Source organism: Mycobacterium sp. NGS51 (assembly GCF_059812525.1).
In genome coordinates, this window is record NZ_JCALCV010000021.1 from 50302 (window position 1) to 75396 (window position 25095).

27 protein-coding genes and 1 riboswitch are annotated in these 25095 nt (G+C 67.3%); of the genes, 10 read left to right on the forward strand and 17 right to left on the reverse strand.

Annotated elements, in window-relative coordinates; translation table 11 throughout:
- The 5 genes from AC5Y5W_RS21545 to AC5Y5W_RS21565 all read right to left on the reverse strand — a co-directional run bounded on the left by AC5Y5W_RS21545 (position 1) and on the right by AC5Y5W_RS21565 (position 3520).
- Complete coding sequence (locus AC5Y5W_RS21545; protein WP_499891226.1) at positions 1-228, reverse strand: hypothetical protein; 228 nt, start codon at positions 226-228, stop codon at positions 1-3.
- Between the two features lie 123 nt (positions 229-351).
- Positions 352-846, reverse strand: coding sequence for a pyridoxamine 5'-phosphate oxidase family protein (locus AC5Y5W_RS21550; protein ID WP_500012527.1), 495 nt, complete (start codon positions 844-846; stop codon positions 352-354).
- A 97-nt stretch (positions 847-943) separates the two neighbouring features.
- Complete coding sequence (locus tag AC5Y5W_RS21555) at positions 944-1585, reverse strand: Maf family protein (protein WP_500012599.1); 642 nt, start codon at positions 1583-1585, stop codon at positions 944-946.
- A gap of 49 nt (positions 1586-1634) precedes the next feature.
- A complete protein-coding gene (locus AC5Y5W_RS21560) occupies positions 1635-1883 on the reverse strand; it encodes an acyl-CoA carboxylase subunit epsilon (protein ID WP_500012529.1) in 249 nt (82 codons plus the stop codon).
- Positions 1880-3520, reverse strand: coding sequence for an acyl-CoA carboxylase subunit beta (locus AC5Y5W_RS21565; RefSeq protein WP_500012530.1), 1641 nt, complete (start codon positions 3518-3520; stop codon positions 1880-1882). The genes AC5Y5W_RS21560 and AC5Y5W_RS21565 overlap by 4 nt, the downstream gene beginning before the upstream one ends.
- 137 nt (positions 3521-3657) lie before the next feature.
- On the opposite strand from AC5Y5W_RS21565, the gene AC5Y5W_RS21570 reads away from it, so the two are divergent.
- The gene (locus tag AC5Y5W_RS21570) at positions 3658-4470 is read left to right on the forward strand and encodes a biotin--[acetyl-CoA-carboxylase] ligase (protein ID WP_500012532.1); all 813 of its coding nucleotides are present in this window, start codon (positions 3658-3660) and stop codon (positions 4468-4470) included.
- 9 nt (positions 4471-4479) lie between these two features.
- A complete protein-coding gene (locus AC5Y5W_RS21575) occupies positions 4480-4998 on the forward strand; it encodes a PH domain-containing protein (RefSeq protein ID WP_500012534.1) in 519 nt (172 codons plus the stop codon).
- Here AC5Y5W_RS21575 and AC5Y5W_RS21580 read toward each other — a convergent pair.
- Positions 4953-5615 carry a GtrA family protein gene (locus AC5Y5W_RS21580; RefSeq protein WP_499891216.1) on the reverse strand — a complete coding sequence of 221 codons (663 nt, stop codon included), beginning with the start codon at positions 5613-5615 and terminating at the stop codon, positions 4953-4955. The two genes, AC5Y5W_RS21575 and AC5Y5W_RS21580, sit on opposite strands and share 46 nt — an antisense overlap.
- Positions 5616-5701: 86 nt before the next feature.
- Here AC5Y5W_RS21580 and AC5Y5W_RS21585 point away from each other — a divergent pair, with 86 nt between their 5' ends.
- The 5 genes from AC5Y5W_RS21585 (at position 5702) to AC5Y5W_RS21605 (ending at position 9792) form a co-directional block, all read left to right on the forward strand.
- Positions 5702-6913 (forward strand): 5-(carboxyamino)imidazole ribonucleotide synthase, encoded by a 1212-nt coding sequence (locus tag AC5Y5W_RS21585; RefSeq protein ID WP_500012536.1) that lies wholly within the window; start codon positions 5702-5704, stop codon positions 6911-6913.
- Positions 6906-7421 carry a 5-(carboxyamino)imidazole ribonucleotide mutase gene (gene purE, locus AC5Y5W_RS21590; protein ID WP_500012538.1) on the forward strand — a complete coding sequence of 172 codons (516 nt, stop codon included), beginning with the start codon at positions 6906-6908 and terminating at the stop codon, positions 7419-7421. Before AC5Y5W_RS21585 ends, purE begins: the two co-directional genes overlap by 8 nt.
- Before the next feature lie 71 nt (positions 7422-7492).
- Positions 7493-8662 carry an acyl-CoA dehydrogenase gene (locus AC5Y5W_RS21595; protein WP_500012540.1) on the forward strand — a complete coding sequence of 390 codons (1170 nt, stop codon included), beginning with the start codon at positions 7493-7495 and terminating at the stop codon, positions 8660-8662.
- 81 nt (positions 8663-8743) lie between these two features.
- Complete coding sequence (locus tag AC5Y5W_RS21600) at positions 8744-9052, forward strand: hypothetical protein (protein WP_065013529.1); 309 nt, start codon at positions 8744-8746, stop codon at positions 9050-9052.
- Between the two features lie 23 nt (positions 9053-9075).
- Positions 9076-9792: a hypothetical protein gene (locus tag AC5Y5W_RS21605; RefSeq protein WP_500012542.1), complete on the forward strand. Its 717-nt coding sequence runs from the start codon at positions 9076-9078 to the stop codon at positions 9790-9792.
- Positions 9793-9805: 13 nt separating this feature from the next.
- Here the strand turns inward: AC5Y5W_RS21605 and AC5Y5W_RS21610 are convergent, their stop codons facing one another.
- Positions 9806-11008 (reverse strand): PPE family protein, encoded by a 1203-nt coding sequence (locus AC5Y5W_RS21610; protein WP_500012544.1) that lies wholly within the window; start codon positions 11006-11008, stop codon positions 9806-9808.
- Between the two features lie 301 nt (positions 11009-11309).
- Here AC5Y5W_RS21610 and AC5Y5W_RS21615 point away from each other — a divergent pair, with 301 nt between their 5' ends.
- Positions 11310-11609 carry a PE family protein gene (locus AC5Y5W_RS21615; RefSeq protein WP_500012546.1) on the forward strand — a complete coding sequence of 100 codons (300 nt, stop codon included), beginning with the start codon at positions 11310-11312 and terminating at the stop codon, positions 11607-11609.
- A 14-nt stretch (positions 11610-11623) separates the two neighbouring features.
- On the forward strand, positions 11624-12802 hold the full coding sequence (locus AC5Y5W_RS21620; RefSeq protein ID WP_500012601.1) for a PPE family protein: 1179 nt from the start codon (positions 11624-11626) through the stop codon (positions 12800-12802).
- Between the two features lie 9 nt (positions 12803-12811).
- On the opposite strand, the gene AC5Y5W_RS21625 is transcribed toward AC5Y5W_RS21620, so the two are convergent.
- Positions 12812-13990: a CoA transferase gene (locus AC5Y5W_RS21625; RefSeq protein WP_500012548.1), complete on the reverse strand. Its 1179-nt coding sequence runs from the start codon at positions 13988-13990 to the stop codon at positions 12812-12814.
- On the reverse strand, positions 13977-14885 hold the full coding sequence (locus AC5Y5W_RS21630; RefSeq protein ID WP_500012550.1) for a class I SAM-dependent methyltransferase: 909 nt from the start codon (positions 14883-14885) through the stop codon (positions 13977-13979). The genes AC5Y5W_RS21625 and AC5Y5W_RS21630 overlap by 14 nt, the downstream gene beginning before the upstream one ends.
- Before the next feature lie 147 nt (positions 14886-15032).
- On the opposite strand from AC5Y5W_RS21630, the gene AC5Y5W_RS21635 reads away from it, so the two are divergent.
- Entirely contained in the window at positions 15033-15584 is a 552-nt protein-coding gene (locus AC5Y5W_RS21635; RefSeq protein WP_500012603.1) for a cation efflux transmembrane domain-containing protein, read from the forward strand.
- A 7-nt stretch (positions 15585-15591) separates the two neighbouring features.
- On the opposite strand, the gene AC5Y5W_RS21640 is transcribed toward AC5Y5W_RS21635, so the two are convergent.
- The 8 genes from AC5Y5W_RS21640 to AC5Y5W_RS21675 all read right to left on the reverse strand — a co-directional run bounded on the left by AC5Y5W_RS21640 (position 15592) and on the right by AC5Y5W_RS21675 (position 25019).
- Positions 15592-16143, reverse strand: a complete 552-nt coding sequence (locus AC5Y5W_RS21640) for a DUF7676 family protein (protein WP_500012551.1) — start codon at positions 16141-16143, stop codon at positions 15592-15594.
- Positions 16143-17840, reverse strand: a complete 1698-nt coding sequence (locus AC5Y5W_RS21645) for an ATP-binding cassette domain-containing protein (protein ID WP_500012552.1) — start codon at positions 17838-17840, stop codon at positions 16143-16145. Before AC5Y5W_RS21645 ends, AC5Y5W_RS21640 begins: the two co-directional genes overlap by 1 nt.
- The gene (locus tag AC5Y5W_RS21650) at positions 17837-18874 is read right to left on the reverse strand and encodes a FecCD family ABC transporter permease (RefSeq protein WP_500012554.1); all 1038 of its coding nucleotides are present in this window, start codon (positions 18872-18874) and stop codon (positions 17837-17839) included. Before AC5Y5W_RS21650 ends, AC5Y5W_RS21645 begins: the two co-directional genes overlap by 4 nt.
- Positions 18871-20073, reverse strand: a complete 1203-nt coding sequence (locus AC5Y5W_RS21655) for an ABC transporter substrate-binding protein (RefSeq protein ID WP_500012556.1) — start codon at positions 20071-20073, stop codon at positions 18871-18873. The genes AC5Y5W_RS21650 and AC5Y5W_RS21655 overlap by 4 nt, the downstream gene beginning before the upstream one ends.
- Before the next feature lie 32 nt (positions 20074-20105).
- A riboswitch (cobalamin riboswitch) is annotated at positions 20106-20273 on the reverse strand.
- A gap of 61 nt (positions 20274-20334) precedes the next feature.
- Positions 20335-22470, reverse strand: a complete 2136-nt coding sequence (gene ctpC / locus AC5Y5W_RS21660) for a manganese-exporting P-type ATPase CtpC (protein WP_500012557.1) — start codon at positions 22468-22470, stop codon at positions 20335-20337.
- A 9-nt stretch (positions 22471-22479) separates the two neighbouring features.
- Positions 22480-22761, reverse strand: a complete 282-nt coding sequence (locus AC5Y5W_RS21665) for a DUF1490 family protein (RefSeq protein ID WP_499899636.1) — start codon at positions 22759-22761, stop codon at positions 22480-22482.
- Between the two features lie 82 nt (positions 22762-22843).
- On the reverse strand, positions 22844-23521 hold the full coding sequence (locus AC5Y5W_RS21670) for a TIGR03089 family protein (RefSeq protein ID WP_500012604.1): 678 nt from the start codon (positions 23519-23521) through the stop codon (positions 22844-22846).
- A gap of 34 nt (positions 23522-23555) precedes the next feature.
- A complete protein-coding gene (locus AC5Y5W_RS21675; RefSeq protein WP_500012559.1) occupies positions 23556-25019 on the reverse strand; it encodes an LCP family protein in 1464 nt (487 codons plus the stop codon).
- Between the last annotated feature and the right edge of the window lie 76 nt (positions 25020-25095).

The following is a 25095-nucleotide window of genomic DNA, read 5'->3' on the forward strand; positions in this document are numbered from 1 at the left end:
TCAGACGCTCAGCGCGACCTCGTAGGCCACCGCAAAGCGGCGGGCGTCCGGCCTCGGCCGAAACAGCGCGCCGCCATTGGGGCACCAGCTCACCACCCGCAAAAGTCGCTTGCCCGGCGACAACTGGTCTCGAACAACATTGGCCAGTGCGGCTCGGAGCTGTTCGGTGTCATAGCGGTCGATATCCCGCGATACGGGCACGTTCCACATGGTCTCTTCCACCGGCATGAGTCCAGTGTTGCCGCCAATCGGCCGAACCTAAGCAACCATTTGCGGTGTGTCTGGGCTCGGAGCGGTCGCGGTTATGTTGCGATCAGGTCTCGATCAGCGATTCGACCACAGGTACTGACGTCAATGCTTGCGCACCACCATCTCTGGCTGGCCCGGCTTCCAGATCGTGATGTCCAGGTTGTCGCCGTCGACCTGCACCGCGGAGGCGCCGATGATGTCGGCGGCGCAGTAGAAGTGGTCGAACTCCTGTCCGCGTAGATCGAATCCGGTCTCGTCGAAGAGCGCCGCGGCGAAACGCTGGTGCAGCGCTGGGTCGCGGACATCGTGGGCGATGCCCCACAATTTCGCGTCACCTTCGCTGACATGGGTGTCGATGGTGGCGGTGTGCAGGCAAAACCGCGGGTCGCGGGCTAGGTCAGCGAACTTGGTGGTGCCGGGCATGCCAACGAGCCACAGATGGCCCTCGAAGATTCGCGGCTCCATCGCACTGATCCGTGGAAACCCGTCGGAGCGAAGCGTGGCAAGCAGGCACAGGTTGCCGGTGGCGCGATGGCGGCGGGTGAAGACCGTGGCGATCCGAGGCGCGTCGACCATGAACTCGGTCCACGTCGTCATCGCGATGACACTACGTGTTGAGATTGCGCCCAGGGTCGTGAATTTCGAGGAATCACAGCCCTGAACGCAATCTCGATGACGTCGTTGGACTCCGCGCTTAGCCGACGGCGTTGTCTGCCCACAGCGCGCTGACGGACAACCCGACGCGCTGCAACAACCGGCGGGTCAACGGCAGGCTGATGCCGATGACGGTCGATGGATCGCCCTCGATCCGGTCGACGAACCAGCCACCGAGCCCATCGATCGTGAAGCCGCCGGCGACGCGCAGCGGCTCGCTGCTATCGATGTACGCCTGCAGGTCCTCTCGCTGGGGGCTAGCGAAATGCACTGTGGTGCACGATGATTCGACTTCGCATGCGGCGATGGCGCCGTCGTGGAGGCGGACCAGACAGTGGCCGGTGTGCAGCTGGCCGGACCGGCCGCCCATCGAATGCCATTGGGCTTGTGCGGCATCGGCCGAGCCTGGTTTGCCGACCAGCCGGCCATCGACGTCCAGCATCGAATCACAGCCGATGACAACACAATCCGCGGCGACGGACGCCTCCAGGCTAGTGACCACCTGCTCGGCCTTGGCTCGCGCCAGCGCGCAGACAACTTCAGCGGATGAGGCATCTGATGGCAGCCCCGCCATGACGGCGTCCTCGTCGACGCCGGAGACCACGACCAGCGGCTCGATGCCGGCTTGACGCAGCACATTGAGCCGACCGGGCGAGGCGGACCCGAGCACCAGCCGGGTCATCGGCGCGGCTGGATGGCGCCATTCCTCCTCATCGCTGCGCACTGCATCGTCATCGGCGCATGTGCGTCCGTTCCAGCAGCGTCACACGCTGCCAGCTGTATACCGGGTAGCGCAGCTTGTCGATAGGCAGGCCCCACCGGCTGCGCTGGGGCTGCACCGCCTCGGCCGCGCCGCCGCCGGCGCTGCCCAATACCGCGATCAGCGCGGCCAATTCCTCGTCGGTCGGGTTGCCTTTGAGCACCGCGATATGCGGCTCGTGTGCATGCTCCTGGTCGCTCATCTCGGTCCCGTCGGTCACAGCGGAATGTTTCCGTGCTTCTTGGGCGGCGTCTGGGCGATCTTGCGTTCCAGCAGCCGCAGCGCGGTCGCCACGTAGCCGCGGGTGTGCGACGGCGGAATCACCGCGTCGACGTAGCCGCGCTCGGCGGCAACGTAGGGGTTGACCAGAGTGTCCTCGTACTCCTGCTGCAGCTGTAAGCGCAGCGCGTCAACATCCCGGCCGTCCTCGCCCGCTTCCTTCAGCTGCTGGCGGTAGACGAACCCGACCGCGCCGGAGGCGCCCATTACCGCGATCTGCGCCGTCGGCCAGGCCACGCAGACGTCGGCGCCCATGTCCTTGGACCCCATCACGCAGTAGGCGCCGCCGTAGGCCTTGCGGGTGATGACGGTGATCTTGGCGACGGTGGCCTCACCGTAGGCGTACAGCAGCTTGGCGCCGCGGCGGATGATGCCGTTGTACTCCTGCCCGGTGCCCGGCAGAAAGCCCGGCACGTCGACCAGCATGACGATCGGGATGTTGAAGCAGTCGCAGGTCCGCACGAAGCGGGCCGCCTTCTCCGAGGCGTTGATGTCCAGGCAGCCGGCGAACTGGGTGGGCTGGTTGGCCACGATCCCGACCGGTCGGCCGTCCACGCGGCCGAACCCGACCACGATGTTCTGCGCGTAACCGGCCTGCACCTCGCAGAACTCGTCGTCGTCGAGGATTCGGGTGATCACCTCGTGCATGTCGTACGGCTGGTTCGGCGAGTCCGGGATCAGCGTGTCCAGCTCGATGTCCTCGTCGGTGAGGTTGTCTTCGATGGCACCGTCGGGGATCGGCACCGGGTAGCGCGGCGGATCGGTGAAGTTGTTGGGCGGCAGGTAGCTCAGCAGCTCGCGGACGTAGTCGAAAGCGTCCTGCTCGCCGGAGGCCACATAGTGCGCCAGGCCGGACTTGGCCATGTGGGTGTGCGCGCCGCCCAGCTCCTCCATCGTGACGTCCTCACCGGTGACCGTCTTGATCACGTCCGGGCCGGTGATGAACATCTGGCTGGTCTGGTCGACCATCACGACGAAGTCGGTCAGCGCGGGGGAGTAGACGTGCCCACCGGCCGCGGCGCCCATGATCAGCGAGATCTGCGGGATCACGCCCGAAGCTTGGATGTTGCGGTGAAAGATCCGGCTGTAGAGCCCCAGCGAGACGACGCCCTCTTGGATGCGCGCGCCGGCGCCGTCGTTGATGCCGATCAGCGGGCGGCCGGTCTTGATCGCCAGCTCCTGGACCTTGACGATCTTCTCTCCGTACACCTCGCCGAGGCTGCCGCCGAACACCGTGACGTCCTGGCTGAAGACACACACGTCGCGGCCGTCGATTGTGCCGTAGCCGGTGACGACGCCGTCGCCGACCGGCCGCTTCTCGCCGAGCCCGAAGTTGGTGCTGCGGTGCTTGGCCAGCGCGTCGAGTTCGACGAACGAGTCCTCGTCGAGCAGCGCGGTGATGCGCTCGCGGGCGGTCAGCTTGCCCTTGGCGTGCACCTTCTCGACTGCGGCCTCACCGACCGGATGCAGCGTCTCGTTGGCCCGCTTGCGCAGTTCGGCCAGCTTGCCGGCGGTGGTGTGGATGTCGATCTCGTGCTCAGCGGCCGCTTCGACATGGCTCTCGGAAACGCTCGTCATGGGTGACGAGCTTAGCCGCGCTCGATCGGTGGGCCGAATCGCGGGCATGCCGGTCGGCGCGTTGATTCTGCGTTCACCAGGCAGTCCACTCACACATTTGCCTGGTAGCCGCAGACTCAACGTGAAAAAATCGCCAAATGGACGCTGACCTGCCCCGGCCGCCGCTAGACGCGGCGGTGATCGGCGATGGACTGGTCGGGCCGGAGCTGGCATGGCGTCGGCTCGACGTGGTCGCCGAGACCGGCTCCACCAACGCCGACCTACTGGCCCGGTCGGCCGCCGGCGAAGACATCAACGGGTCAGTGTTGCTGGCCGAATATCAGAACGCCGGTCGCGGGCGCCATGGCCGGCAGTGGTCGGCACCGCCACGCACTCAGGTCGCCTTATCTGTGGGCGTCGACGGTTCCTCGGTGCCCCGGTCGGGTTGGGGTTGGCTGCCACTGGCTACCGGTGTTGCCGTCGTCGACGCGCTGGCCGCAGAAGCCGACGTCACCGCGGGCCTCAAGTGGCCCAACGACGTGCTGGTCGGCGACGGCAAGCTGGCCGGGATTCTCGCCGAAGTTGCCGCGCCGGCGGCGGCGATCGTCGTCGGGCTGGGCCTCAACGTGACACTGACGGCAGCGGAAGCACCCGACCCGGTGGCCACCTCGCTGCTGATGACGGGATCGACAGCTGATCGAAACGCATTGGCCCACCGCATACTTCGCGAACTGGCCAGTCGAATCGATGCTTGGCGAACCGCCGGCGGCGCCGACCCGAAGCTGTTGGCTGACTACCAGCGCTACAGCGTGACGTTGGGTTCACGAGTGCAGGCGCTGCTGCCCGGCGATCGGGAGGTCGTCGGCGTGGCTCAGGGCGTCGACGAGTTGGGCCGACTGTGCGTGGACACCGGTGCTCAGACCGTGACGGTCTCGGCCGGAGACATCACGCATCTGCGTTCTGCCGTCTAGAGTGCTGCCGTGGGTTACCCCGATAACGTGCTGGCCGGCGACGAACAGGTGGTGTTGCATCGACACCCGCACTGGAAGCGGCTGATCGGCGCGGTCCTCGTCCTGCTGTTGGCCACGGCGCTGGCGTCATTCGTCGCCGCCGTTGTCAGCACCACCGATTGGGATCGCAACGCCAAGAACATCACCTTCGCGGTCATCTGGGCGATCTGGCTGGTGGTTGTCGGCTGGCTGACGCTGTGGCCGTTCCTGACCTGGCTGACCACCCATTTCGTGATTACCGACCGGCGGGTGATGTTTCGCCACGGAGTGTTGAGCCGCAGCGGAATCGACATTCCGCTGGCCCGCATCAACAGCGTGGAATTCCGGCACGGAATCATCGATCGGATCTTGCGCACTGGGACGCTGATCATCGAGTCGGCGTCACAGGACCCGTTGGAGTTCTACGACATTCCGCGCGTGGAGCAAGTCCACGCGCTGCTGTATCACGAGGTCTTCGACACCCTCGGGTCCGAGGAATCGCCGAGTTGAGAAAACCGGCTGCGGCGTGATCGCCAGGCGCGCAGCGGCGTAACGGTGCCGCCGCCCTCGATGTTGTTCTCGAGCGCCTCGGCGATCCCGCCGGCGGTGAGAGTGGATTCCAGCGCCTGATCCGCGGTTCGGCCGAACTCGTCGGGGAATACCCAGCGCCGGAACGCCCAGAACCGGAATCCCATCTGAAGCAGATTGCCGATGATGTACGCCGAGATGAAGTCGGCGATGTTCTCCACCGTCAGCGAGACGTGCGGCACCCGCAGTTCCAGGATGTAGCTGGAGAACCACAGCGGCGCCATGGACAGCAGCACGCCGACACCGCTGAACACGAAGAACAACAGCGCCTCGTGGTGGCGTTCCCGACCGCCGCGCTGCCGGAAGCTCCATTCCCTGTTCAGGATGTAGGACGCGATGACTGCGACGATGCCGGCGATGACCTTGGCGGTCACCGGCTTGGGCTCCAGAATCGTCAACTTGAGGGTGTAGAAGATCGCCGAGTCGATGATGAATGTGGTAGCCCCGACAATGGCGAACTTGATGAGTTCGTGATGGCGTTCCGCATACGGTCGGATCAGCCGCGGCAACCGCTCGATCGTGGCATCGGCAAAGGACACAGTGTCGCAGTGTACGTTTTGTCGGTTACTGGTGCGTCACGACTGTGTCGCCACCGTCAAATACCGCGGTCAGCCGCCGTGACACCATGATGGCCGTGCCAAGTACACCCTCTACTCCGCCGGTGGTCGCGATGGTCGGCGGCGGCCAGTTGGCCCGGATGACCCATCAGGCCGCGATCGCGCTGGGCCAGACGCTGCGGGTGCTGGCCGCCGACGCCGACGACCCTGCGGCCCAAGTCAGTCCCGACGTAGTGATCGGTTCGCATACCGATCTCGACGACCTGCGCCGCGTGGCGGCCGGGGCCAACGCGTTGACCTTCGACCATGAGCATGTCCCCACCGAGCTGCTGGACAAGCTGGTCGGCGAGGGCGTCAACGTGGCGCCGCCGCCGCAGGCACTGGTGCATGCGCAAGACAAGCTCGTGATGCGGCGCCGGCTGGAGGAATTGGGCGCACCGGTGCCGCGCTACGCCGCGGTCGACGAGCTCGACGATCTGGACGCGTTCGCCGCCCGCGTCGACGGCCCGCTGGTGGTCAAGGCGGCCCGCGGCGGCTACGACGGGCGCGGGGTGCGGATGGCCGCCGACCTGAGCCAGGCCCGGGAGATCGCCCGCGAGATTGTGGACTCCGGCGTGCCGGTGCTGGTCGAGGAGCGGGTCGCGATGCGGCGCGAACTGTCGGCGCTGGTGGCGCGCTCGCCGTTCGGCCAGGGTGCGGCGTGGCCGGTGGTGGAAACCGTTCAGCGCGATGGCATCTGCGTGGAGGTGATCGCGCCGGCGCCGCAGTTGTCTGCCGACGTGGGCATCGAGGCGCAGGAGTTGGCGCTGCGCTTGGCGGCAGAGCTCGGAGTCGTCGGTGTGCTGGCCGTCGAGCTGTTCGAGACCGTCGACGGCGCTCTGCTGGTCAACGAGCTGGCGATGCGGCCGCACAACTCCGGGCACTGGACCATGGATGGCGCCCGGACCAGCCAGTTCGAACAGCATCTGCGCGCGGTGCTGGACTATCCGCTGGGCGACACCGACGCCACGGTCCCGGTGACGGTGATGGCCAATGTGTTGGGAGCGCCGCAAACGCCGACGATGAGCATCGACGAACGTCTGCACCATTTGTTCGCGCGGATGCCCGAAGCCCGGGTCCACCTCTACGGGAAAGGGGAACGGCCGGGCCGCAAGATCGGCCATGTCAACTTCCTGGGCTCTGACATGGCCGAGCTGGCGACGCTGCGTGAACGGGCCACGCGGGCGGCACACTGGTTATCACACGGGCAGTGGACGGACGGATGGGACCCACATGGTTAACCAGGCTCAACAGGCCCGAGTCGGCGTGATCATGGGCAGCGACAGCGACTGGTCGGTGATGCACGATGCCGCCGACGCGCTGGCCGAATTCGAGGTGTCCTACGAGGTCGGGGTGGTCTCGGCGCACCGCACACCCGAGCGGATGTTCGACTACGCCCGGGACGCGGCCGACCGTGGCCTCGAGGTGATCATCGCCGGTGCCGGCGGCGCCGCCCACTTGCCGGGCATGGTGGCGTCGGCAACCCCGTTGCCGGTGATCGGCGTTCCGGTGCCGCTGGCCAGGCTCGACGGCCTGGACTCGCTGCTGTCGATCGTGCAGATGCCCGCCGGGGTGCCGGTGGCCACCGTCTCCATCGGCGGCGCCCGTAATGCGGGCCTGCTGGCGGTGCGCATTCTCGGGGCGGCCGATCCGGCGCTACGCAGCCGGGTCGTCGCGTTCCAGCAGCAGCTGGCGGAGACGGTGCGAATCAAGGACGAAAAGCTGCGGAGTAAAGTTACCGGCCAGTAGCCCGGCGACGATGTGGGCCGGGGCGGCCCGCGGTGGAGCCGGGCAACCGAAGACTGTGCAAGGAGGTCGGTATGGCTGGATGGGCCGGAGATCCATCGTTTGATCTGTTCAAGTTGCCCGAGGAACACGACGAGCTGCGGGCATCGGTTCGTGCTTTGGTGGAAAAAGAAATCGCGCCCTATGCCGCCGAAGTCGATGAGGAGTCGCGGTTTCCCGAGGAGGCGCTGGCGGCGCTGACTGCCTCGGGCTTCAACGCCGTCCACATTCCCGAAGAGTACGGCGGTCAGGGCGCGGACTCGGTGGCCGCCTGCATCGTGATCGAGGAGGTGGCCCGGGTCTGTGCATCCTCGTCGCTGATTCCGGCGGTGAACAAGCTGGGCACCATGGGGCTCATCCTGCAGGGTTCGGAGGAGCTGAAGAAACAGGTGTTGCCGAGTTTGGCCACCGACGGGGCGATGGCGTCGTACGCATTGAGCGAGCGCGAGGCCGGCAGTGACGCGGCGTCGATGAAAACCCGGGCCAAGGCCGACGGCGATGACTGGATTCTCAACGGCGCCAAGTGCTGGATCACCAACGGCGGCAGGTCGACCTGGTACACCGTGATGGCGGTGACCGATCCGGACAAGGGTGCCAACGGTATTTCGGCGTTCATGGTGCACAAGGACGACGAGGGATTCAGCGTCGGCCCGAAGGAAAAGAAGCTCGGAATCAAGGGCTCGCCAACGACTGAGCTGTATTTCGAGAATTGCCGCATCCCGGGCGATCGGATCATCGGTGAGCCCGGCACCGGGTTCAAGACCGCGCTGCAGACTCTCGACCACACCCGTGTCACCGTTGGTGCGCAGGCCGTGGGTATCGCGCAGGGCGCGGTGGACGCCACGGTCGCTTATACCAAGGATCGCAAGCAGTTCGGCAAGTCGATCTCGGAGTTCCAGGGTGTGCAGTTCGAGCTGGCCGATATGGCGATGAAAGTCGAAGCCGCCCGGTTGATGGTCTACACAGCGGCTGCGCGCGCCGAACGCGGCGAACCGAATCTCGGATTCATCTCCGCGGCCGCAAAGTGCTTCGCCTCCGACACCGCCATGGACGTGACGGAATCGGCGGTGCAACTGTTCGGCGGCGCCGGCTACACCACCGACTTCCCGGTCGAGCGGTTCATGCGCGACGCCAAGATCACCCAGATCTATGAGGGCACCAATCAGATTCAGCGGGTGGTCATGTCCCGCGCGCTGCTGCGTTGACGCGCCATGCGCTCGGCCACCGATAGCGGACACTCCGCGCCGCTTTGCCGGGTCCGTCACGAGGGGCTATCGTCCATAATTGTGGACGACAGCGCCAAAGACCCGGCGATCGTTCTGCCTTACCTGGTCGGCAGGCCGCTGGCCGCTACCGAGGTCTACGAAGCGTTCGGCTACCGCAAGTCCGCCTACTACAAGGCGGCTCGCGAGGGCCGGCTGGTCACCGCCGACAACCTGATCAAGGCGGCTAAGTACTTCGGGTTGAACCCGGTTGAACTGCAGGTTCGCTACGGGTTGATCGAGCCGGAATCGGTTGCCGAGTTCGTCGAGTCAGAGCGCCGCCTGCCCAGAATGCGCGAACTATATCCTGATCCCAACAGGCCGCCGGTCTAAGCGGCGCTGCTGGGAATCACCTGATGATAAAAACCACCCTCATCACCGCCACACTGGCTGCGATCGCGTACAGCCTGTGGGTCCGCCGCCATACCTGGCAATCCAGTTGGGAGGCCGGCGCGACCCTGAATGTCGCGTTGCAGGGTTGCGCGGTGTTGCTGATGTCGCACTGGGCCGCTGCCGTCCTCGGCCCGCCCCTGCACCGCATCTTCGGGCTGTGGAACGTGCAGCATCTCCTCGGGCACATCTGCTGGATCTTTGCGGTGACGGCGATAATTCAGCATGGTCTGGCCCGGCTCGCCAACGAAACCCACGTCCGCGGACTGCTGCGCAAATTCGTGGCGCGCCCGGTGTGGCTGGGTGTTCCGCTGCTGGTGGCGGTGTTCATCATCGCCGACGAGGGCCACCACCCGGACATGTTCGCCGCCCATGTCACCGACGTCTGGCTAGGGGTCTACTGGCTGGTGCTGGGCGGGTTGCTGATCTACCTGCTCGGCTACGCCGTTCAGGTGCTGGTGATCCTGCGGAGCGACCCCCGCTCCACGTCGACAGTCGACCTCTACCTGATCTCGGCCGGGTTCGGGGTGGTGGCTCACGTGATCCAGATAGGCACAGCTTGGGCGCACATCGATGTCGCCTTGCCGGTCTGGTTGTGCGCCTGTCTGGGCGCGATCGGCTTCGCCTACGCCTCCGCCCGATCGTGGCAGGCCAAGGTTGCCTGGTTCAAGCCCAGCACGTAGCGCACCCGGTGGCCTATCCGGCCGGTAGCGGGCGCGCGATCACGCTGTGGCGAAACCCGTACCGTTGGCCGATGTCTCCGCCGGACTGCCGGCCCGAACCCGGAAAAAGCGGTATTCCGCGCAGCAGGCCGTCCGCCCTACCTGCGGGGACTGCACTGGCGCCACCGACCGGCGACGCCGTGTTTGCAACGTTTGTCGCCGGAGCCGCGGCGGCCCAACTCTGCGGCACCGACAGGTTGCCGACCGTGCCCGCATTTCCCATACCCGCCGATGCACCCACCGGCACCGGCCCGCCGCCGCCCAGCATTCCACCGAGACCGGGCAGGCTCGCCGCTGCTCCAGTTGCTTTGCTCGCGGCCGCGGCGGGGATTAAGCCCTCCCAGATCTTCATAAAGTGGTCATAGTCGCCCATTTGGTAATAGACCGAGCCGAGGAGCGCGGAGTACATAGAAGGCGTCAACACTTGCCCGAGCGGGGGTGAGGGCGAGCCCGGTGACCCAGGGGATTCACCCAGCAGGCCGTTCAAGATTGACCTGAGGTTCCAGAGGCCGACGGTGGGTGTGCTGGACGACGATGGGGGCAGTGCGAGGGCCTGCAGCGTGGAGGGAACCGACGGCAGGGGCTGCGCACTCGTGCCGGCGGCCGTCTCGGCGGCGTGAGCAACCGCCGCGGCCTGACCGGCATGCCCCAGCGGATTGGTGGTGGGCGGCGGCTGGTCGAACGTGGTCAACGTCGACGCGGCCGCTGAGGCGCCGGCGTAGCCATACATCGCCACGGCATCCTGGGCCCACATCTCCGAGTAATGAACCTCGGTCGCCGCGATAGCCGGAAAGTTCTGCCCGAAGAAGTTCGTCGCGATCAACGTCATCAGTTGGACCCGGTTAGCCGCGATCACCGGCGGCGGCACCGTCATCGCAAAGGCGGCCTCATAGGCAATCGCGGCGGCCTTGGCCTGGACCGCCGCCTGCTCGGCCCGTGCAGCGGTGGTGGACAACCACGCCACATAGGGCGCCGCGGCCGCGGCCATCGAAATCGACGCCGGGCCCGACCACAGGCCGCTGATTTCGGAGATCGCCGAGCCGTAGCAGGATGCGGTCGTGTACAGGTCGGCGGCCAACACGTCCCAGGCTGCGGCTGCCGCCAACATCGGTCCCGCGCCGGCGCCGGCGTACATCCGGGCAGAGTTGACTTCCGGCGGTAACGCTCCGTAATCCACTACTTGACGCCCTGGCCTCGCCGCCGGTCGCCGCCCCCTGCCGATCTACTCGACCGTGTAGTCACGAATGCGATGCCTTTCCTCGCCGCTGTCCGCACCTGCGATCCACTATCTGAGACCTAAGTGCACTTACGAAGATATAAGGCTTCTATAGGCATCATCAGTACGTATTGATGAACTCTTTCTATCTTCAGGTGAACACTCGTCATTGGTAGTGCACAGTCGGCTCCCGGCCATCTAACGTCGCTAGCGAGCGGCTCGTGAAGGCCGCTGAGACCGATCACTGAGGAGAGAAACCAACGTGGCCTTCGTAGAAACCCAGCCGGAAGTGTTATCCGTCGCGGCCCGCAACTTGGCCGCTATCGGCGCGTCAGTGGCCGCGCAGAACGCTGCTGCGGCCGGACCAACGACGGGAGTGGTTCCCCCGGCAGCCGATGAGGTCTCGGCGCTGATGGCGGCCCAGTTCGCCACGCATGCCCGGATGTATCAAGCGGCCAGCGTTCAAGCGACGGCGATTCACGACATGTTCGTCAACATGCTGGGCACCAGCGCCGGGTCGTACGCGGTCACCGAAGCCGCCAATGCCGCCGCGGCCAGCTAGAGGAGACGTTAGTGCTGGATTTCGGGGCGCTACCGCCAGAAGTCAACTCCGCTCGCATGTACACCGGCTCAGGGTCGGCGCCGATGATGAACGCCGCGGCATCCTGGCGGTGGCTGGCCGCCGAGTTGGAGTCCGCCGCCATCGACTACGACCGAGTGATCACCCAACTGACCAGTGAGTGGCTCGGTCCGGCGTCGGCGCAGATGGCCAGTGCGGCTGCACCCTATGTCGCGTGGATGAGCACTACCGCCGCGCAAGCCGAGCAGTCCGCCGCTCAGGCCAGCGCCGCGGCGGCCGCTTACGAGGCCGCGTTCGCGGCGACGGTGCCCCCGCCGCTGATCGAGGCCAACCGCCTCCAGCTGACCCAGGCGGTGGCGACCAACGTTCTCGGTCAAAACATGCCGGTCATCGCGCAGCTGGAAGCGCAATATGGCGAGATGTGGGCCCAAGACGCCGCGACCATGTACGGGTATGCCGGACAGGTCGCGCCCACCACAAAGGTGACACCGTTCACCGGTCCGGCGCAAACCACCAATCCCGCCGGGCAGGGCATGCAGGCCGCCGCGGTCACCCAGGCCGCTGCCACATCGGCCGGGACGAGTGCCCAGGCGACGGAGTCGCAGTTGCTGTCGTCGGTGCCGCCGGCGTTGCAGACCCTTGCCAGCCCGGCGTCATCGAGCGCGACGGCATCCGCTACGTCGCTCCCGGACGCGTTGAAGGAGATTCCCTTGGTGGGCCTGTGGGCGGAATATGCCAGCCCTATTCAAAACACCCTGGCGATGATGTATCGCGCCACCGGCATGTCGACCCACTTTCTCTCACTGCAAAAGGCGCTGGCGCCGGCCGCCAAGGCGGCCAGCGACGGGGCCAAGGCCGCGGCGGGGCTACCCGGTTTAGGCGGACTCCTGGGCGGGCTGGGGGGCGGTGCGCCGGTCGCGGCGGGCCTGGGCGCTGCCAGTCCGGTTGGTGGCCTTTCCGTGCCGCCCGCCTGGGGCGCGGCGGCAGCGCCGGCGACGGTCCCTGGCGCTGCGCCGCTCCCGGTCAGCGCCGTCACCGCCACCCCGGAGACGGCGGCGGGCGGAAACCTGATGGGCGGGATGCCACTGGCGGGTGCGGGCGCCGGCGCGAATGGTGCCGGACCGCGATACGGGTTCCGGCCCACCGTCATGCTGCGCCCGCCATTCGCCGGATAACTGCCAACCTCAGTGAGGCGTTCCCCGCGCAGCGCCCAGAAACTCGTCGTTGTGGGCGCCCAACGCCGGCGGTGGATCTGTCACCGCCGAGCTGAAGGAGGAGTAGCGCGCCGGTGTGCGAATCACCGTAACGGTGTCGTCGCCGCCGACCTCCAATGCGAGCTCGTTTTCGGCGAACAGGGGCGTGCCGACAACCTGCTTCCAGGTGTACGGGAGGCAGGCCATGATGCCGTTGTCACAAAGTAATTCGACCCACTCGGTTGCCGGTCGGTTGCTCAGCGCGGCCTCTAACTCATCGGTCAACTCGCCGTAGTTGATCGACCGTGAACGCTGGTCGGCGAACCGCTCGTCGTCGAGAAGGTCTTGGCGGCCGATCGTATGGCATAGCAGCTCCCAGTGTTTGGGCACGTAGGCGCTGACGACGATGTACCCGTCAGCGGTGCGGAACGCGTCGGACGGCTGGGTGGCAAAGCCAACGCCTTTGCGCCGCTTGGGTTTCTGCACCGGCAGATCGCTGGGCCGGTTGAGGTGCACCATCAGCTGGTTGGCCTGCAGGCTCACCGCGACGTCATACATTGCGACGCGGACGATGTCAGCGACGCCGTGCCGCTCGCGGTTGAGTAGTGCGGCCAGCACGGCTTGGGCCAGGACGTGGCCGCTGGCGTTGTCGACGAGTTGAAACGGGATGATCTGCGGTTTGCCGTCCGCGGTGCGCATTCCCGACGTCATCCCGGCCTCGGCGGCGACCATCAAGTCGACGCCCGGCCGGTTGCCGTGCGGGCCGTTGCCGCCATATGCCGACAGCCGGGCATAGATCAATTTCGGATTGCGCGACCGCAATTCGTCGGGCCCCAGGCCGAGTTTCTCCATCACCCCGGGACGGAATCCTTCCAGGACGACATCGGCTGTGTCGGCCAGTCGCAGTATCTGCTGCTTGCCTTCGGTGGTGCTCAAATCCATGCACACCGATTTCTTGCCCCGGTTGTTGGGCAGGAAATACGTTGCCAGCGGTGGACGTCCGGGCAGCACCGAGGTGATGTGCCGGCCGGCTTCCCCGGCGGGCGCCTCGACCTTGATGACCTCGGCGCCCAGGTCGACCATCACCTGGCCCGCCAGCGGGCCCGCGACATTCTGGGTGAAATCCAGTACCCGATACCCGTCGAGAGGTTTGGGGCTAGCGCTGCTCACGATCCCGGCCCAACACCGCGGTGCAGTAGTAGTTGTGGCTGTCGGCGCTGAGCATCGGTAATCCGCTGTCGGCCAACAACTGGTTGGCCAGCGTGCGATCCGTCTGCCAGCCTCGCTCGCCCAGGTAGGTCGCCACGTCATTGCGTTCGGCGGGATAGCCCAAGTTGTCGATGTGCACGTCCAGGCCGTTCTCGTACCATTTGCGGGTTGCGGCTTGCTGTGCTTGCACGGATTCCGGGGAGTTCAAGAAAATCTCGACAATAACTCGGCTGCCATCGGCGCTGAGCCCAGTGATGTTGTCCAGCAAGCGGTCCTGGGCTTCCGGCGGCAGAAATGCGACCAGCCCCTCGGCGATCCAGGCGGTCGGCTTTGCGGGATCGAACCCCGCTTGCTGCAGCGCGGCCGGCCAGTCGTGGCGCAGATCGATCGGCACCGTCCGCAGATCGGTGATCGGTTGGGCGTCGAGCGTGGCCAGGGTGGCGGCCTTGAATTCCAGCACCTGCGGTTGGTCGATCTCGAACACCGCCGTCCCCGCCGGCCAGGACAGCCGATAGCCGCGCGCGTCGAGGCCGGAAGCCAAAATGACCGCCTGGCGGATGCCGGCTGCGCCCGCCTCGGCGAAGAACGTGTCGATGAAGCGGGTGCGTACTGCCAGTAGGTCGGTCATCGGCTGCATGCCCCAGGGCAGGTCGGGAATGTCGACCTCGGTGGGGTCGAGTTCGCCGGTGGCCCACCGAGTGAAAAAATCGATGCCGACCGCGCGCACCAACGGGTCGGCGAACCGGTCGTCGATGAGCCCGGCTGCGGTGGCGCGCGCCCTGCCGGCGGCCACCATCGTGGCAGTGGCCCCCACGCTGCTGGCCAGGTCCCAGGTGTCGTTATCGGTGCGCGCCATGCTGAGCAGCGTAACGACCCTTAAGATCGTCTGGTGACCGTCTCCCACCCGCACAATCCCGCCGCCCTCGCTGGCGACGCCTGTCACGAGCGGGATGCGGGATGGCTTCGGCGGGCTCGGTGGGCGCGACGGCTGGCCTGGGTCAGCATGCTCGCGATGCTCGCTGAAGGTGCGCTGGGTTTGTGGCAGGGTCTGGCGGTCGGCTCGATCGCGCTGACCGGCTGGGCCTTGGGCAGTGCCCCCGAAGGCCTGGCGAGTGCCATGGTGGTGTGGCGGTTCAGCGGCTCACGCACACTCTCAACCACCGCCGAGCGGCGCGCCCAAATCGGTGTCGCGGTGTCCTTCTGGCTCACCGCTCCGTACATCGCCGCGGAATCGCTGCGCCACCTGCTCGAAGAGCACCACGCCGAGACATCGGTGATCGGTATCGCGTTGACCGCTGTCGCCCTGGTGCTGATGCCGACCCTCGGCCGCGCCAAACATCGACTGGCGGCGCGGTTGCACTCAGCGGCCACCGCGGGCGAAGGCACCCAGAACTACCTGTGCGGAGCCCAGGCAGCGGCGGTGCTGGCCGGACTTGCGATTACCGCCGCCTGGCCCGGCGGTTGGTGGCTCGACCCCGCGATCGGCCTGGGTATCGCCGCCGCGGCGATCTGGCAGGGCATTCGATCCTGGCGCGGCGAGAACTGCAGCTGCTGACCCGGCGTCACCCGTGCCGAAAGCCCTCGCCGGCGCGGTCCAACGGGTCGGGACCCAGCCCCAGATACTCGGCGCGCAGCCGGTCCCACAGTTCCAGCTGCCCCCAGGCGGGCTCGTGGCGGATCTGCTGATCGTTGGTCAGAAACGGATTCGGCAGCATTAGCGTCATCAGCTGTTCGTCGCGTCCGTTGTAGAGGCGCACCCCCCACGAGGTGGGGTAGCCGTCGTCGGCGATCCGGCGATACATTTCGGCGCGCGCGCATCTTCGGATCCGGCCGAGGTCGGGACCGCTTGCCGTGTGTTCCCCGATGCACAGGTGGAAGTGCCAGCGGCCGAAGTCGACTGTGGCGTATCCGTCGTACATCGAGATGCGCCTGGGCGCGTTGGGCGCCGCCACTTCCCAGGCCGCGCCTTCGACGATGATGCCGAACCAGATATCGTCCCAGTACTCGTCGAAGCACAGGTGGATCAAATCGAGCAGCCGCGCTTCGTCGGTCGGTAACGGCCAGCGCTGCTCGCGGCTGCCGTCCTCGGTCGCGACGATGTCGGGTTCAGTCATCAGCGCCGCTCCTTTTCCCGCTTGGCCGCCAGCACACACTCGCCGCAGAACCCGCCCACCGGCGTGCGGTAGTAAAGGCAGCAGCTGGTACGACGATAGCTGCCGTTGCTGAAATGGATTGCACCGGTGAGTCTTTCGTCGTCGCACAATCTGCGGGCCAACTGCCACCCCGCGTCGGATGCACACTTGTCGTCGAACACGCGGGCAGCCCCGAGCAGCGCAGAAGCCGCATTGCCCCACAACACCTTTGCCGAGATCGGCCCGAGTCGACGCACCGCCGCGGACAGCGGCGCCAGGTGTGACTCGAGGACCATGTCAGCCAGCATCGGCTCCAGATCGTCGCCCCGCCACCCGACGGGGTGCTCGATGTGCAGGTGCAGCTGACCGTCGGTCTCGCGAAACAGCAGATGCTCGGAACACAGGTCGGGCAGCAGACGATGGCCGGCCACCGCGCCGAGCCCGATCGACCACAGCCGTGCGGCGAAGCCGAGCTGAAACGTGGACACCGCAACCCGACGCTCCGCGGCGCCGATGCGGGTCTGCACACGGCCGACGACGCCGTCGAGCAGATCGGTATCGGTATAAAGTAGATGCACGGGCCGCCAACCGCTTTCAGCGAGCGGTCCGGTGCCCACCGCGAAATACGGGCTGACTTTCGACAATTCGGCGTGCATCGCCACCGTCATCTCCGCGGAAGCGCAGTCACGACCGCCGGGTGGATGATCGCGCAACAACGCCGGCAGCCCGCCTAGCGTCGTCGACACCGCCGGACGGCCGCCGGCCCGCAGCGTGATCGCCTCCGGATCGGCGGCGGTGACCACGATCTCGGCGGGTTCGCGGGTGCGCCAACCCTCCCTGGCGAGCACTCGTTCGACCGCGTCGGCCAGCGGATGGGATGCCTCGACGCGCGCGTTTCTCCCGGTTGTGCCCCGCACCACGAACACCCCGTCGGCCGCATCGAAACGCAATGTGCCGCAGTCGAACAGCTCGCCGATGTGTCCGGCGAGCATGAGTTCCTCGGGGATCGCGTCGAGCAGCGCACCGTCCGGGCCGAGCAGCCACACCCGGTCAGCGACCCGTAACGCGAGTTCCAGGTCATGAGTTGACATCACGATCGCCAGGCCGTGGTCGCGGGCCAGGCCGCGCAACATCTCGACCAGGCCGGCCCGCGACGGCACGTCCAGAAAGGCCGTCGGCTCGTCGAGCACCAGCACCGAAGGCTGCTGGGCCAGAGCCCGGGCCGTGAGCACCCGCTGCCGTTCGCCGTCGGAGAGTTCGGCGGCCGGGCGCGAGGCCAGGTTGCTTGCGTCGACTGCGGCCAAGGCCCAGTCGATGACGGCGTTGTCGTCAGTGGTGAGCCGGGCGCTGCGGCTCAGGTACGGGATGCGGCCCAGGCCAACGAGTTCACGCGCGGAGAGCAGGCCCGGGTCGATGCGGTCGGTGAGCACCACCGCCACCCGCCGGGCCAGTTCGTCGGGCGGCACCGCAGCTATGTCGCACCCGTCCAGCAGCACCTGCCCGCCGAGAGCGGGTTGCAATCCGCACAGGGTTCGGATCAGCGTGGACTTGCCGCATCCGTTGGGCCCCAACACAACCGTCAGCTCGCCGCGGCGGGCCACCGCCTGCAGCCCGGCGGCCACGGTGCTGGTCCGACGCCGGCTGCGGTAGCCGATTGCCAAGTCACGCAACTCGATCATCGCTCGATGCCCACCCCGCGGCGACTGCGCAGCAGCACGACGACGACGAACGGCGCCCCGATCAGCGCGGTGACCGCGTTGACCGGCAGCACGGAGTCGCTCCCGGGCACCTGGCTGACAATCGCACAGCCCAGCGCGACAGCCGCTCCCATCAGGACCACGCCGGGAACCAGCACGCGGTGATCGGAGGTACCCAACGCAATACGGGACAGGTGCGGTACCGCCAGCCCGAGGAAAGCGATCGGGCCGCAGAACGCCGTCGTCACACCGGCCAACAGCGACGCCGACGCCACCGCGATCGTCCGGGCCCGCCCGACGTCGATCCCCATCGTGCGGGCATAACCCTCGCCGAGCAGCAGCGCGTTGAGAGCACGGACCGTCATCGCCGCGGCCGCCACGCCCACTGCGACGCACGGCAACAGCAGGCGCAAGTCGGCCCAGGTGGTGCCGGCGAAGCTGCCCAGTCCCCAGAGCAGATATTGCTGGACACGCTGCGGATCCGCATACACCAGCAGCACACTGACGACCGCGGTACTGGCCGCGCCCACCATCACGCCGATCAACAGCAGCGTCGCAGCCGACCGCACCCAGCGGGCCAGCGCCAGCACCATCGCTAGCACGGCCGCGGCCCCCAGCGCCGCAGCGAGCACCACGCCGGCGCGACCGCCGCCGGCCAAACCCGCGGTGAATCCGGCGGTGGATCCGGCACCGGCGATCACCACGACGGCCACCCCGAGGCTCGCGCCCGAGCTGACGCCCAACACGTACGGGTCGGCGAGCGCGTTGCGGAACAGGGTCTGCATCTGTAGGCCGGCCACGCCCAGCCCGGCACCGGCCGCGACCGCGGTCAGCACCCGCGGCACGCGCATGCTCGCCACGATCACCTGCCAGCGAGGGTCCGACGGGTCGGCACCGGCCAGGACGCGGACCGTGTCGAACAGCGGCACCCGCACCGGGCCCAGCGCAATCCCCAGCAGCGTCAGCACCGCCACCGCCGCGGCCAGCGCCGTCAGCGCGGCCGCCGCCCTGCTCACGCGCCGGTGACCTGTCGATAGAACTCGAAGCGGTGGTTGGGTGCCAGCTCGGGATGCAGGATCGCCACCAGATCTGCCAGCACCAGGTCGGGCCGGGCCACGCCGCGCTCCCAGTAGTCGTTGCCGCCGCCGGGGCCGATCGCCTTGGTCGCCGACCAGACTTGCCCGTCGCGGACCGCCGTCAGCTCGCTGTAGCGGTTGTCGGTGGCCAGCGCGTCATCGAGTGTTCTCCAGTTGGTGCTCACCAGCCACACCGGAGCATGTCCGGCCTTGGCGTAGACGGATTCGAAGCTCAGCTGCAGGCTTCCGGTGTTCGGGTCGCGCGACCACGGATAGTCACCGCCGGCGTCGACAATCAACCGTCCCGCGTAGTCGCCGCCGGCCGGCACCGACCAGGTGCCTTGGTACATGGTTCCCGGCAACACCTCGGCGGGCCGCACGCCGGCCGTCTTGGCTGCGACGTTGCGGTAGTCCTCGCGCAGCCCGTCGTAAATCCCGTCGGCCTTCTTCTCGGTGCCCGTCAGCGCGGCGAACACCTTGACCCACTCCGCCCGGCCCAACGGCGTGGCCTCCAGCCATTCGGCGTCGGCAACCACGTCGATGCCGGCGTCGCGCAGCTTGGCGTAACTCGGATCGTCGGTGCCCGCGGTGACCAGCACATCGGGGTGGCCCGCGATCACCGACTCGACGTTGATCTGCTGGCCCGGCGCGTAGTCGGCGACCTTGCCGGCGTCGATGCGCCGGCGGATCTGCGGGCTGACGGCGTTGGCGGTATCGGCCAGACCGGTGACCACGTCGGTCTGGCCGAGTTCGTCGATCATGCCCAGATGGGTGGTCGACGCGGAATACAGGCTGGTGACGGGCACCGTGATCTGCGGCGCGTGTGCCAGGTCGCCGGTCAGCGCTGGCGCCGGGGCCCCGCAGCGCACCAGCACATACGACTGGGGTGATCCGTTCGGGTAGGGCTGTTTGACGGTCAGGACCTGATAGCTGTTGTGGTAGCTGATCGTGAAATTGGTGGCGTCGTGGACCGCCGACTTGTCCGGGAAGTAATCGGCGTTCGGGTCGAAGGCGCTGATGCAGCCTGGCGTATCGGAGGTGCTGGTGTCGGACGGCTTGTCCGACGACGGGGCGCAGGCGCCCACGCTGAGCGCCAGGGTGGTGATGACGACAAGAACTATCCACGGCGGACGTGACATCGGTCAGCTCTCTCGGGGTACACCGCCCCGGTTCGCAGGACGCGATGACGGCAGTGTCCTGGCTTTCGGATCGCTGCTCGCCTCGCCTTCCAGCCGGCTGGCCGTGGCCGATGAGGGTCGCTCCCCGATGACAGTGGCGGGACCGCGCCGGACTCACACCGGCTTCCTGCATCGTCATCGCCTTAACGGCGACAATATATACGCCGCTCCTCCTCATCGCTTCCGCTCTGCATCGTCGCCGGCGGAATTCTTGCACGGCGGCTAATCGAGGCGGTAGCGGATCAACCGCGAGCTGTTGGCGACGACGGCCACCGACGACGCGTTGTGCAGGATTGCGGCCAGCACCGGCGACAGCGCGCCGCCCGCGCCGATCAGCAGCCCGGCGGCGTTGACCGCGATGGACATGCCGTAGTTCTGCCGGATCACCTCGACCGCACGCGACCCGAGATCGCCCACATCGAGCAGGCGCCGCAAATCGTCGTTGGCCAATGCGACGTCGGCGGTTTCGACGGCGACGTCGGTTCCGGCCAGTCCCATGGCGATTCCGATGTCGGCGGCCGCCAGCGCGGGAGCGTCGTTGATGCCGTCGCCGACCATCCCGACGACATGCCCTTCGTCCTGCAGCTCGCGCACCACTTCGAGTTTGTCCTCCGGCAGCACCTCGGCCCGCCACTCGTCGATGCCCAACTCGGCGGCAACCACCTTGGCGATCTCCGGGTGGTCACCGGTGAGCATGACGATGCGGCGAATCCCGTTGGCCCGCAGCTGGTGTAAGACATCGGTGGCCTCGGAGCGCACTTCGTCGCGCAGGCTGATCAGTCCCACCAGGATGCCGTCGACCGCCAGCAGCAGCGGCGTTTCGGCCTGCTGGCGCAACTTGTCCACCCAGTCGGCCGCTTCGGTTGTCACCGCGACGTTTTCGGAGCGCAGCAGCGATGGGCTGCCCAGCAGCAGCGTGCGGCCGTCGGCCCAGGTCCGCATCCCCAGGCCGACCAGCACCTCGCATTCCTCGTGCGGCGGAATGATGATGCGGCGTTCCTCGGTGGATCTGATCACCGCCTCGGCAAGCGGATGCCGCGAGTGCAGTTCCGAGCTGGCCGCGTAGGCCAGGACCTGCTCGGGTTGCCAATCCCGGTGGATGGCAATGATGTTGGTGACGACCGGGCGGCCGACGGTGAGCGTCCCGGTCTTGTCGAACACGATGGCGTCTACCCGGCCGGCCTGCTCGAGGTGTGAGCCGCCCTTGATCAGGATGCCGCGACGAGCACCGTTGCCGATCGCCGCGCTGATCGCCGTCGGTGTCGCCAGCCCCACGGCGCACGGGCACGCGATGAGCAGCATGGTCATCGCGCGTCGCACATCTCCGGTGATCGCCAGGGTGATCGCCGAGACGATGAACGAAATCGGAACGAAGCGGCGGGAGAAGTTCTCGCCGACGGTTTGGATCGGCGCGCGATCTTGTTGCGCCTCTTCGACTCTGGTGACGATGCGGCCGATGGCTGTTTCGTTGCCGACGGCGCGGGCGCGCACGACCAAACGGCCGCGCAGCACCACCGAGCCGGCATGCACGTCAGACCCGGTGACGATGCTGACCGGCAGGGTTTCGCCGGTGATCGCAGACTGGTCGACAACCGCCTCGCCGTCGACCACTTCGCCGTCGACCGGTATCGCCACGTGATCGTGAATCACCACGTCGTCGCCGACCTGCACGGTGTCGATCGGCACCTGCACCTCGTTGCCGTCGTCCAGCCGTATCCAGGCGGTGTCGGCGGTGCCGCGCAGCAAATCCGAAATGGCCCGCCGGGTCCGTCGCAGCGTCAAATCCTGGAGGTACTCACCGATATTGAGCAGCCACAGCACCGTGAGCGCGACGACGTTCTCGCGCAGCACCAGGCTGGCCACGGTCGCCGCGGTCACCAGCGCATCGGTGCCGGCACGGCCGGACCGCAGCGATCGCAGCGCGCCGCGCAGGAAGGGATAGCCCATGAACACCGTTGCGCCGGTCGCAACCAACTGGCCGCTCGAACCCAGCAGCGGCGGCCGATTGAAGACGTAGCGGCGCACCCCGAGCAATGCCAGCGCCGCGCCGCCGACCACCATGCGCAGCACCTCGGTGTTGCGGACATCGGCCGAGCGCGGCGTGCGTGCGGGAATCAGTTCGGCCGCAACGTGTTCGGCCGAGTCGATCGCGGCAAGCACCGCCGAGCGGTCGCAGCGTTTCGGCGAATACCACACGACGACCGAGCCGGTGTGCGGGTAGGCGTGCACCGCCCGCACCCCGTTCTGCTTGTCGACCGCCTCTTCCACCGCGACGGCGCGCCGGGAGTTCGACCGCACCCACGGGACCTGTACCCGCATCCGCCCGGCCGCGTCGGAAATGACGGCAAGGTCAGTCATGGCCAAGGGTCAGTGTTCGTGGTCGCCGTGATCGCCGATCGCCGGCGGCGGCGCCTCTTCACCGATGCGCTCGCGGGCCTCGGCGACGACGTCGGCCACTTTGAGCCGGGCCGACTCCGCTGCTTCCTCGGCGCGCCGCGTCCCGCGCAGACTCCACTCGGTCGCGGTGACTGCGGCGTTGTGCACCGGCGCCGAGCCCAGCGCCTTGCGCAGCGCTTCGTAGGCGCTTACCCCGACCAGCCCGGTGACCACCGTTCCGGCCGCTTTCCCGAGTAGCCCGTGCACCAACATCGCCACACTCCATCCTGTCGGGGCTGTCCGCTTCCGACATTAACATAGAAATATTGCGATACCAATATATGTAGGTTGCCTCCTACTCGAGGACGCGGGTGACTTTCTCGGTCTCCACCTTGCGGGGCAGCGCCGCGGCATCCGGGTTGGCGACCTGCACCAGCGACCCGCCGACCGCCAAGATCGCCAGCAAGCGGTCGACCAGTTCAGCTGGCTGGTCCCACGGCGCGGTCGCAAGCACGCGGTCTGCTCCCGTCAACCCCCGCGCTGCAGCGGAGCTGTGACAGTCGGCGAGCATGTCGCCGGCCGATCGGCCCGCCAGCGCGGGGCCCGGCTGGCGCTCGGCGACGATCTGGTCGCCGTGGACGCGCACCGCAGTCGCGTAGTCGGTGACGCCAACCGGCAGGTCGGGCGCTGGGCGGCCGAACGGATCCAGCGACAGCACCGCCACCTCGGCGGCGCCGGTGCTGTCGGCCTCGTCCAGCCGGGCCGCGGTGCACAGCGCGATGTCGGCCTCGGGCCCGTCGAGCAGGGCTTCGGCGCCGATCCACCACACGCCGAACAACACCGCCGCGGTCTGCCAGTGGGCCGGCAGCAACACCGCCACCCGGCTGCCTGGCCCAGCGCCCAATTCGTCGCGCAGCAGGTTGCCGGTCTTGGCGGCCCAATTGGCCAGTGTCACCGCGGAGAGTTCGATGCGCTCGCCGGCGGCGTCGTCGTAGTAGGTGATGCGTGGGCCGACCGGATCGGCACGCAGCATCGGGTCGAGAATCGCCTCGCTGAGGTTGATCGCTTTAGTTGACACACTCCGGATTGTCCGACCCGGCGGTCAGGATTGGTGACGGCGGGGGAGCGGTACTGTCGCTTGTGCCCGCGTTCGAGGCCGCCATCGGCATCACGCCGCCGTCCAGCCCGGAGCCCGGACCGGTGTAGTCGTTGGCCAGCACCACCCGCACCGACCCCGGTGGCACCGCCGCATTGGCGATGACCGGCAGCCCGCCGAGATCTTTCGCGACCGCCTGCGCGCCCAGGTCGTCGGCTTTGGCGGCCTGTACCTGACTGCCCGTCACGTGTCCGGCGTCGTTGTTGGCGACGCTGCCACTGTTGAAACCCTTGGACGCCAACACTTCTGAGACCGCTGCGGCCAGCCCGTTGATGTCGGTGTCGTTGAGGACGTTGGCGGTGGTCTTGCCGGGTGTGTAGGCGATCTCCTCGGTCTTGCCCTCGTCTTGGTCGTGCAGCAGGCCGGCGACCCAGTCCTGAACCTGATGCGGATTCACCCGCACCACGCTGTGCATGCCGTCGTCACTCCAGCCCGCCTCGTCGAGCACCGGAATGGTGGCGAAGGCCACGTTCCCGCCGGCGAGCTTCTCCAGCTGCTTCACGAAATCCATGATGTCCCAACCGGAAGACAGCACCACCGAGCGCTGAATGGCGCCTTGGAGCCGGTCCAGCGTGGCCGGGCTGGACAGCGTCTTGCCGGAGATCACCTGATGGGCCAACGACGCCATCACCACCTGCTGGCGCACCACCCGGTCGAGGTCCCCGCGCGGTAGGTCGTGGCGCTGACGGACAAAGCTCAGCGCTTGCGGGCCGTTGAGCTTCTGCCAGCCAGCCGGGAAGTCGGCACCTGAAAGTGGTTCGTAGACTGGCTCTTTGAGGCAGACATTCACTCCGCCGAGTGCATCGGTGATCAACGCGAATCCCAACAGCCCGATTTCGGCGTAGTGGTCGACCGTGACGCCGGTGAGGTCTGCAACCGTCTTGATCAAAGCCTCCCGCCCGGCTTCGGTTCCGCGGCTCTCGGCCTCGGCTGCGTCGATTCCCGATTCGACGAGGGTGACCCGCTTTTCTTCCTTGACTTGGCCGTAGACGCCGTTGATTTTCGTCTTGCCCAGCCCGGGCGCCTGCACATAGGTGTCGCGCGGAACCGAGATTGCGGTGGCTGACTTCCCGTTGTTGGGCACCCGCACCAAGATGATCGTGTCGGTATTGGTGGCGACCTCGTCGCCGGCCCGAAGCGTCGCCAGTTCCTCGGCACTCAACGGGTTGCCGTGGGCGTCGGCGCGGCTGTCCATGCCGACCAGCAGGATGTCGATCGCGCCGTCGTCGCCGCCCTGGCCCAATGAGGGAGCGAAGACGTGGTAAATCCCGTCCTCGAATGACCGGATTCTGCTCCACGCCACCCCGGTGCCGAGCACGACGACGACGGCCATCACGGTCGCAACCACACGAACCACGCGTTCCGCAGGCATCACAATAGATTACTTACGCCACAGCCGTATCGTGGGTAGCCGAAGCTTCGGCGTGCCCAGACCGTGCCAGACTTGTAGC

Excerpts from the sequence above, each read along its gene's own strand:
- AC5Y5W_RS21545 (WP_499891226.1), bottom strand. The coding sequence starts at position 228 with ATGCCGGTGGAAGAGACCATGTGGAACGTGCCCGTATCGCGGGATATC.
- AC5Y5W_RS21550 (WP_500012527.1), bottom strand. The coding sequence starts at position 846 with ATGACGACGTGGACCGAGTTCATGGTCGACGCGCCTCGGATCGCCACG.
- AC5Y5W_RS21555 (WP_500012599.1), bottom strand. The coding sequence starts at position 1,585 with ATGACCCGGCTGGTGCTCGGGTCCGCCTCGCCCGGTCGGCTCAATGTG.
- AC5Y5W_RS21565 (WP_500012530.1), bottom strand. The coding sequence starts at position 3,520 with ATGACGAGCGTTTCCGAGAGCCATGTCGAAGCGGCCGCTGAGCACGAG.
- AC5Y5W_RS21570 (WP_500012532.1), top strand. The coding sequence starts at position 3,658 with ATGGACGCTGACCTGCCCCGGCCGCCGCTAGACGCGGCGGTGATCGGC.
- AC5Y5W_RS21585 (WP_500012536.1), top strand. The coding sequence starts at position 5,702 with ATGATGGCCGTGCCAAGTACACCCTCTACTCCGCCGGTGGTCGCGATG.
- purE (WP_500012538.1), top strand. The coding sequence starts at position 6,906 with ATGGTTAACCAGGCTCAACAGGCCCGAGTCGGCGTGATCATGGGCAGC.
- AC5Y5W_RS21595 (WP_500012540.1), top strand. The coding sequence starts at position 7,493 with ATGGCTGGATGGGCCGGAGATCCATCGTTTGATCTGTTCAAGTTGCCC.
- AC5Y5W_RS21605 (WP_500012542.1), top strand. The coding sequence starts at position 9,076 with ATGATAAAAACCACCCTCATCACCGCCACACTGGCTGCGATCGCGTAC.
- AC5Y5W_RS21630 (WP_500012550.1), bottom strand. The coding sequence starts at position 14,885 with ATGGCGCGCACCGATAACGACACCTGGGACCTGGCCAGCAGCGTGGGG.
- AC5Y5W_RS21635 (WP_500012603.1), top strand. The coding sequence starts at position 15,033 with ATGCTCGCGATGCTCGCTGAAGGTGCGCTGGGTTTGTGGCAGGGTCTG.
- AC5Y5W_RS21640 (WP_500012551.1), bottom strand. The coding sequence starts at position 16,143 with ATGACTGAACCCGACATCGTCGCGACCGAGGACGGCAGCCGCGAGCAG.
- AC5Y5W_RS21645 (WP_500012552.1), bottom strand. The coding sequence starts at position 17,840 with ATGATCGAGTTGCGTGACTTGGCAATCGGCTACCGCAGCCGGCGTCGG.
- AC5Y5W_RS21655 (WP_500012556.1), bottom strand. The coding sequence starts at position 20,073 with ATGTCACGTCCGCCGTGGATAGTTCTTGTCGTCATCACCACCCTGGCG.
- ctpC (WP_500012557.1), bottom strand. The coding sequence starts at position 22,470 with ATGACTGACCTTGCCGTCATTTCCGACGCGGCCGGGCGGATGCGGGTA.
- AC5Y5W_RS21665 (WP_499899636.1), bottom strand. The coding sequence starts at position 22,761 with ATGTTGGTGCACGGGCTACTCGGGAAAGCGGCCGGAACGGTGGTCACC.
- AC5Y5W_RS21670 (WP_500012604.1), bottom strand. The coding sequence starts at position 23,521 with ATGCTGCGTGCCGATCCGGTCGGCCCACGCATCACCTACTACGACGAC.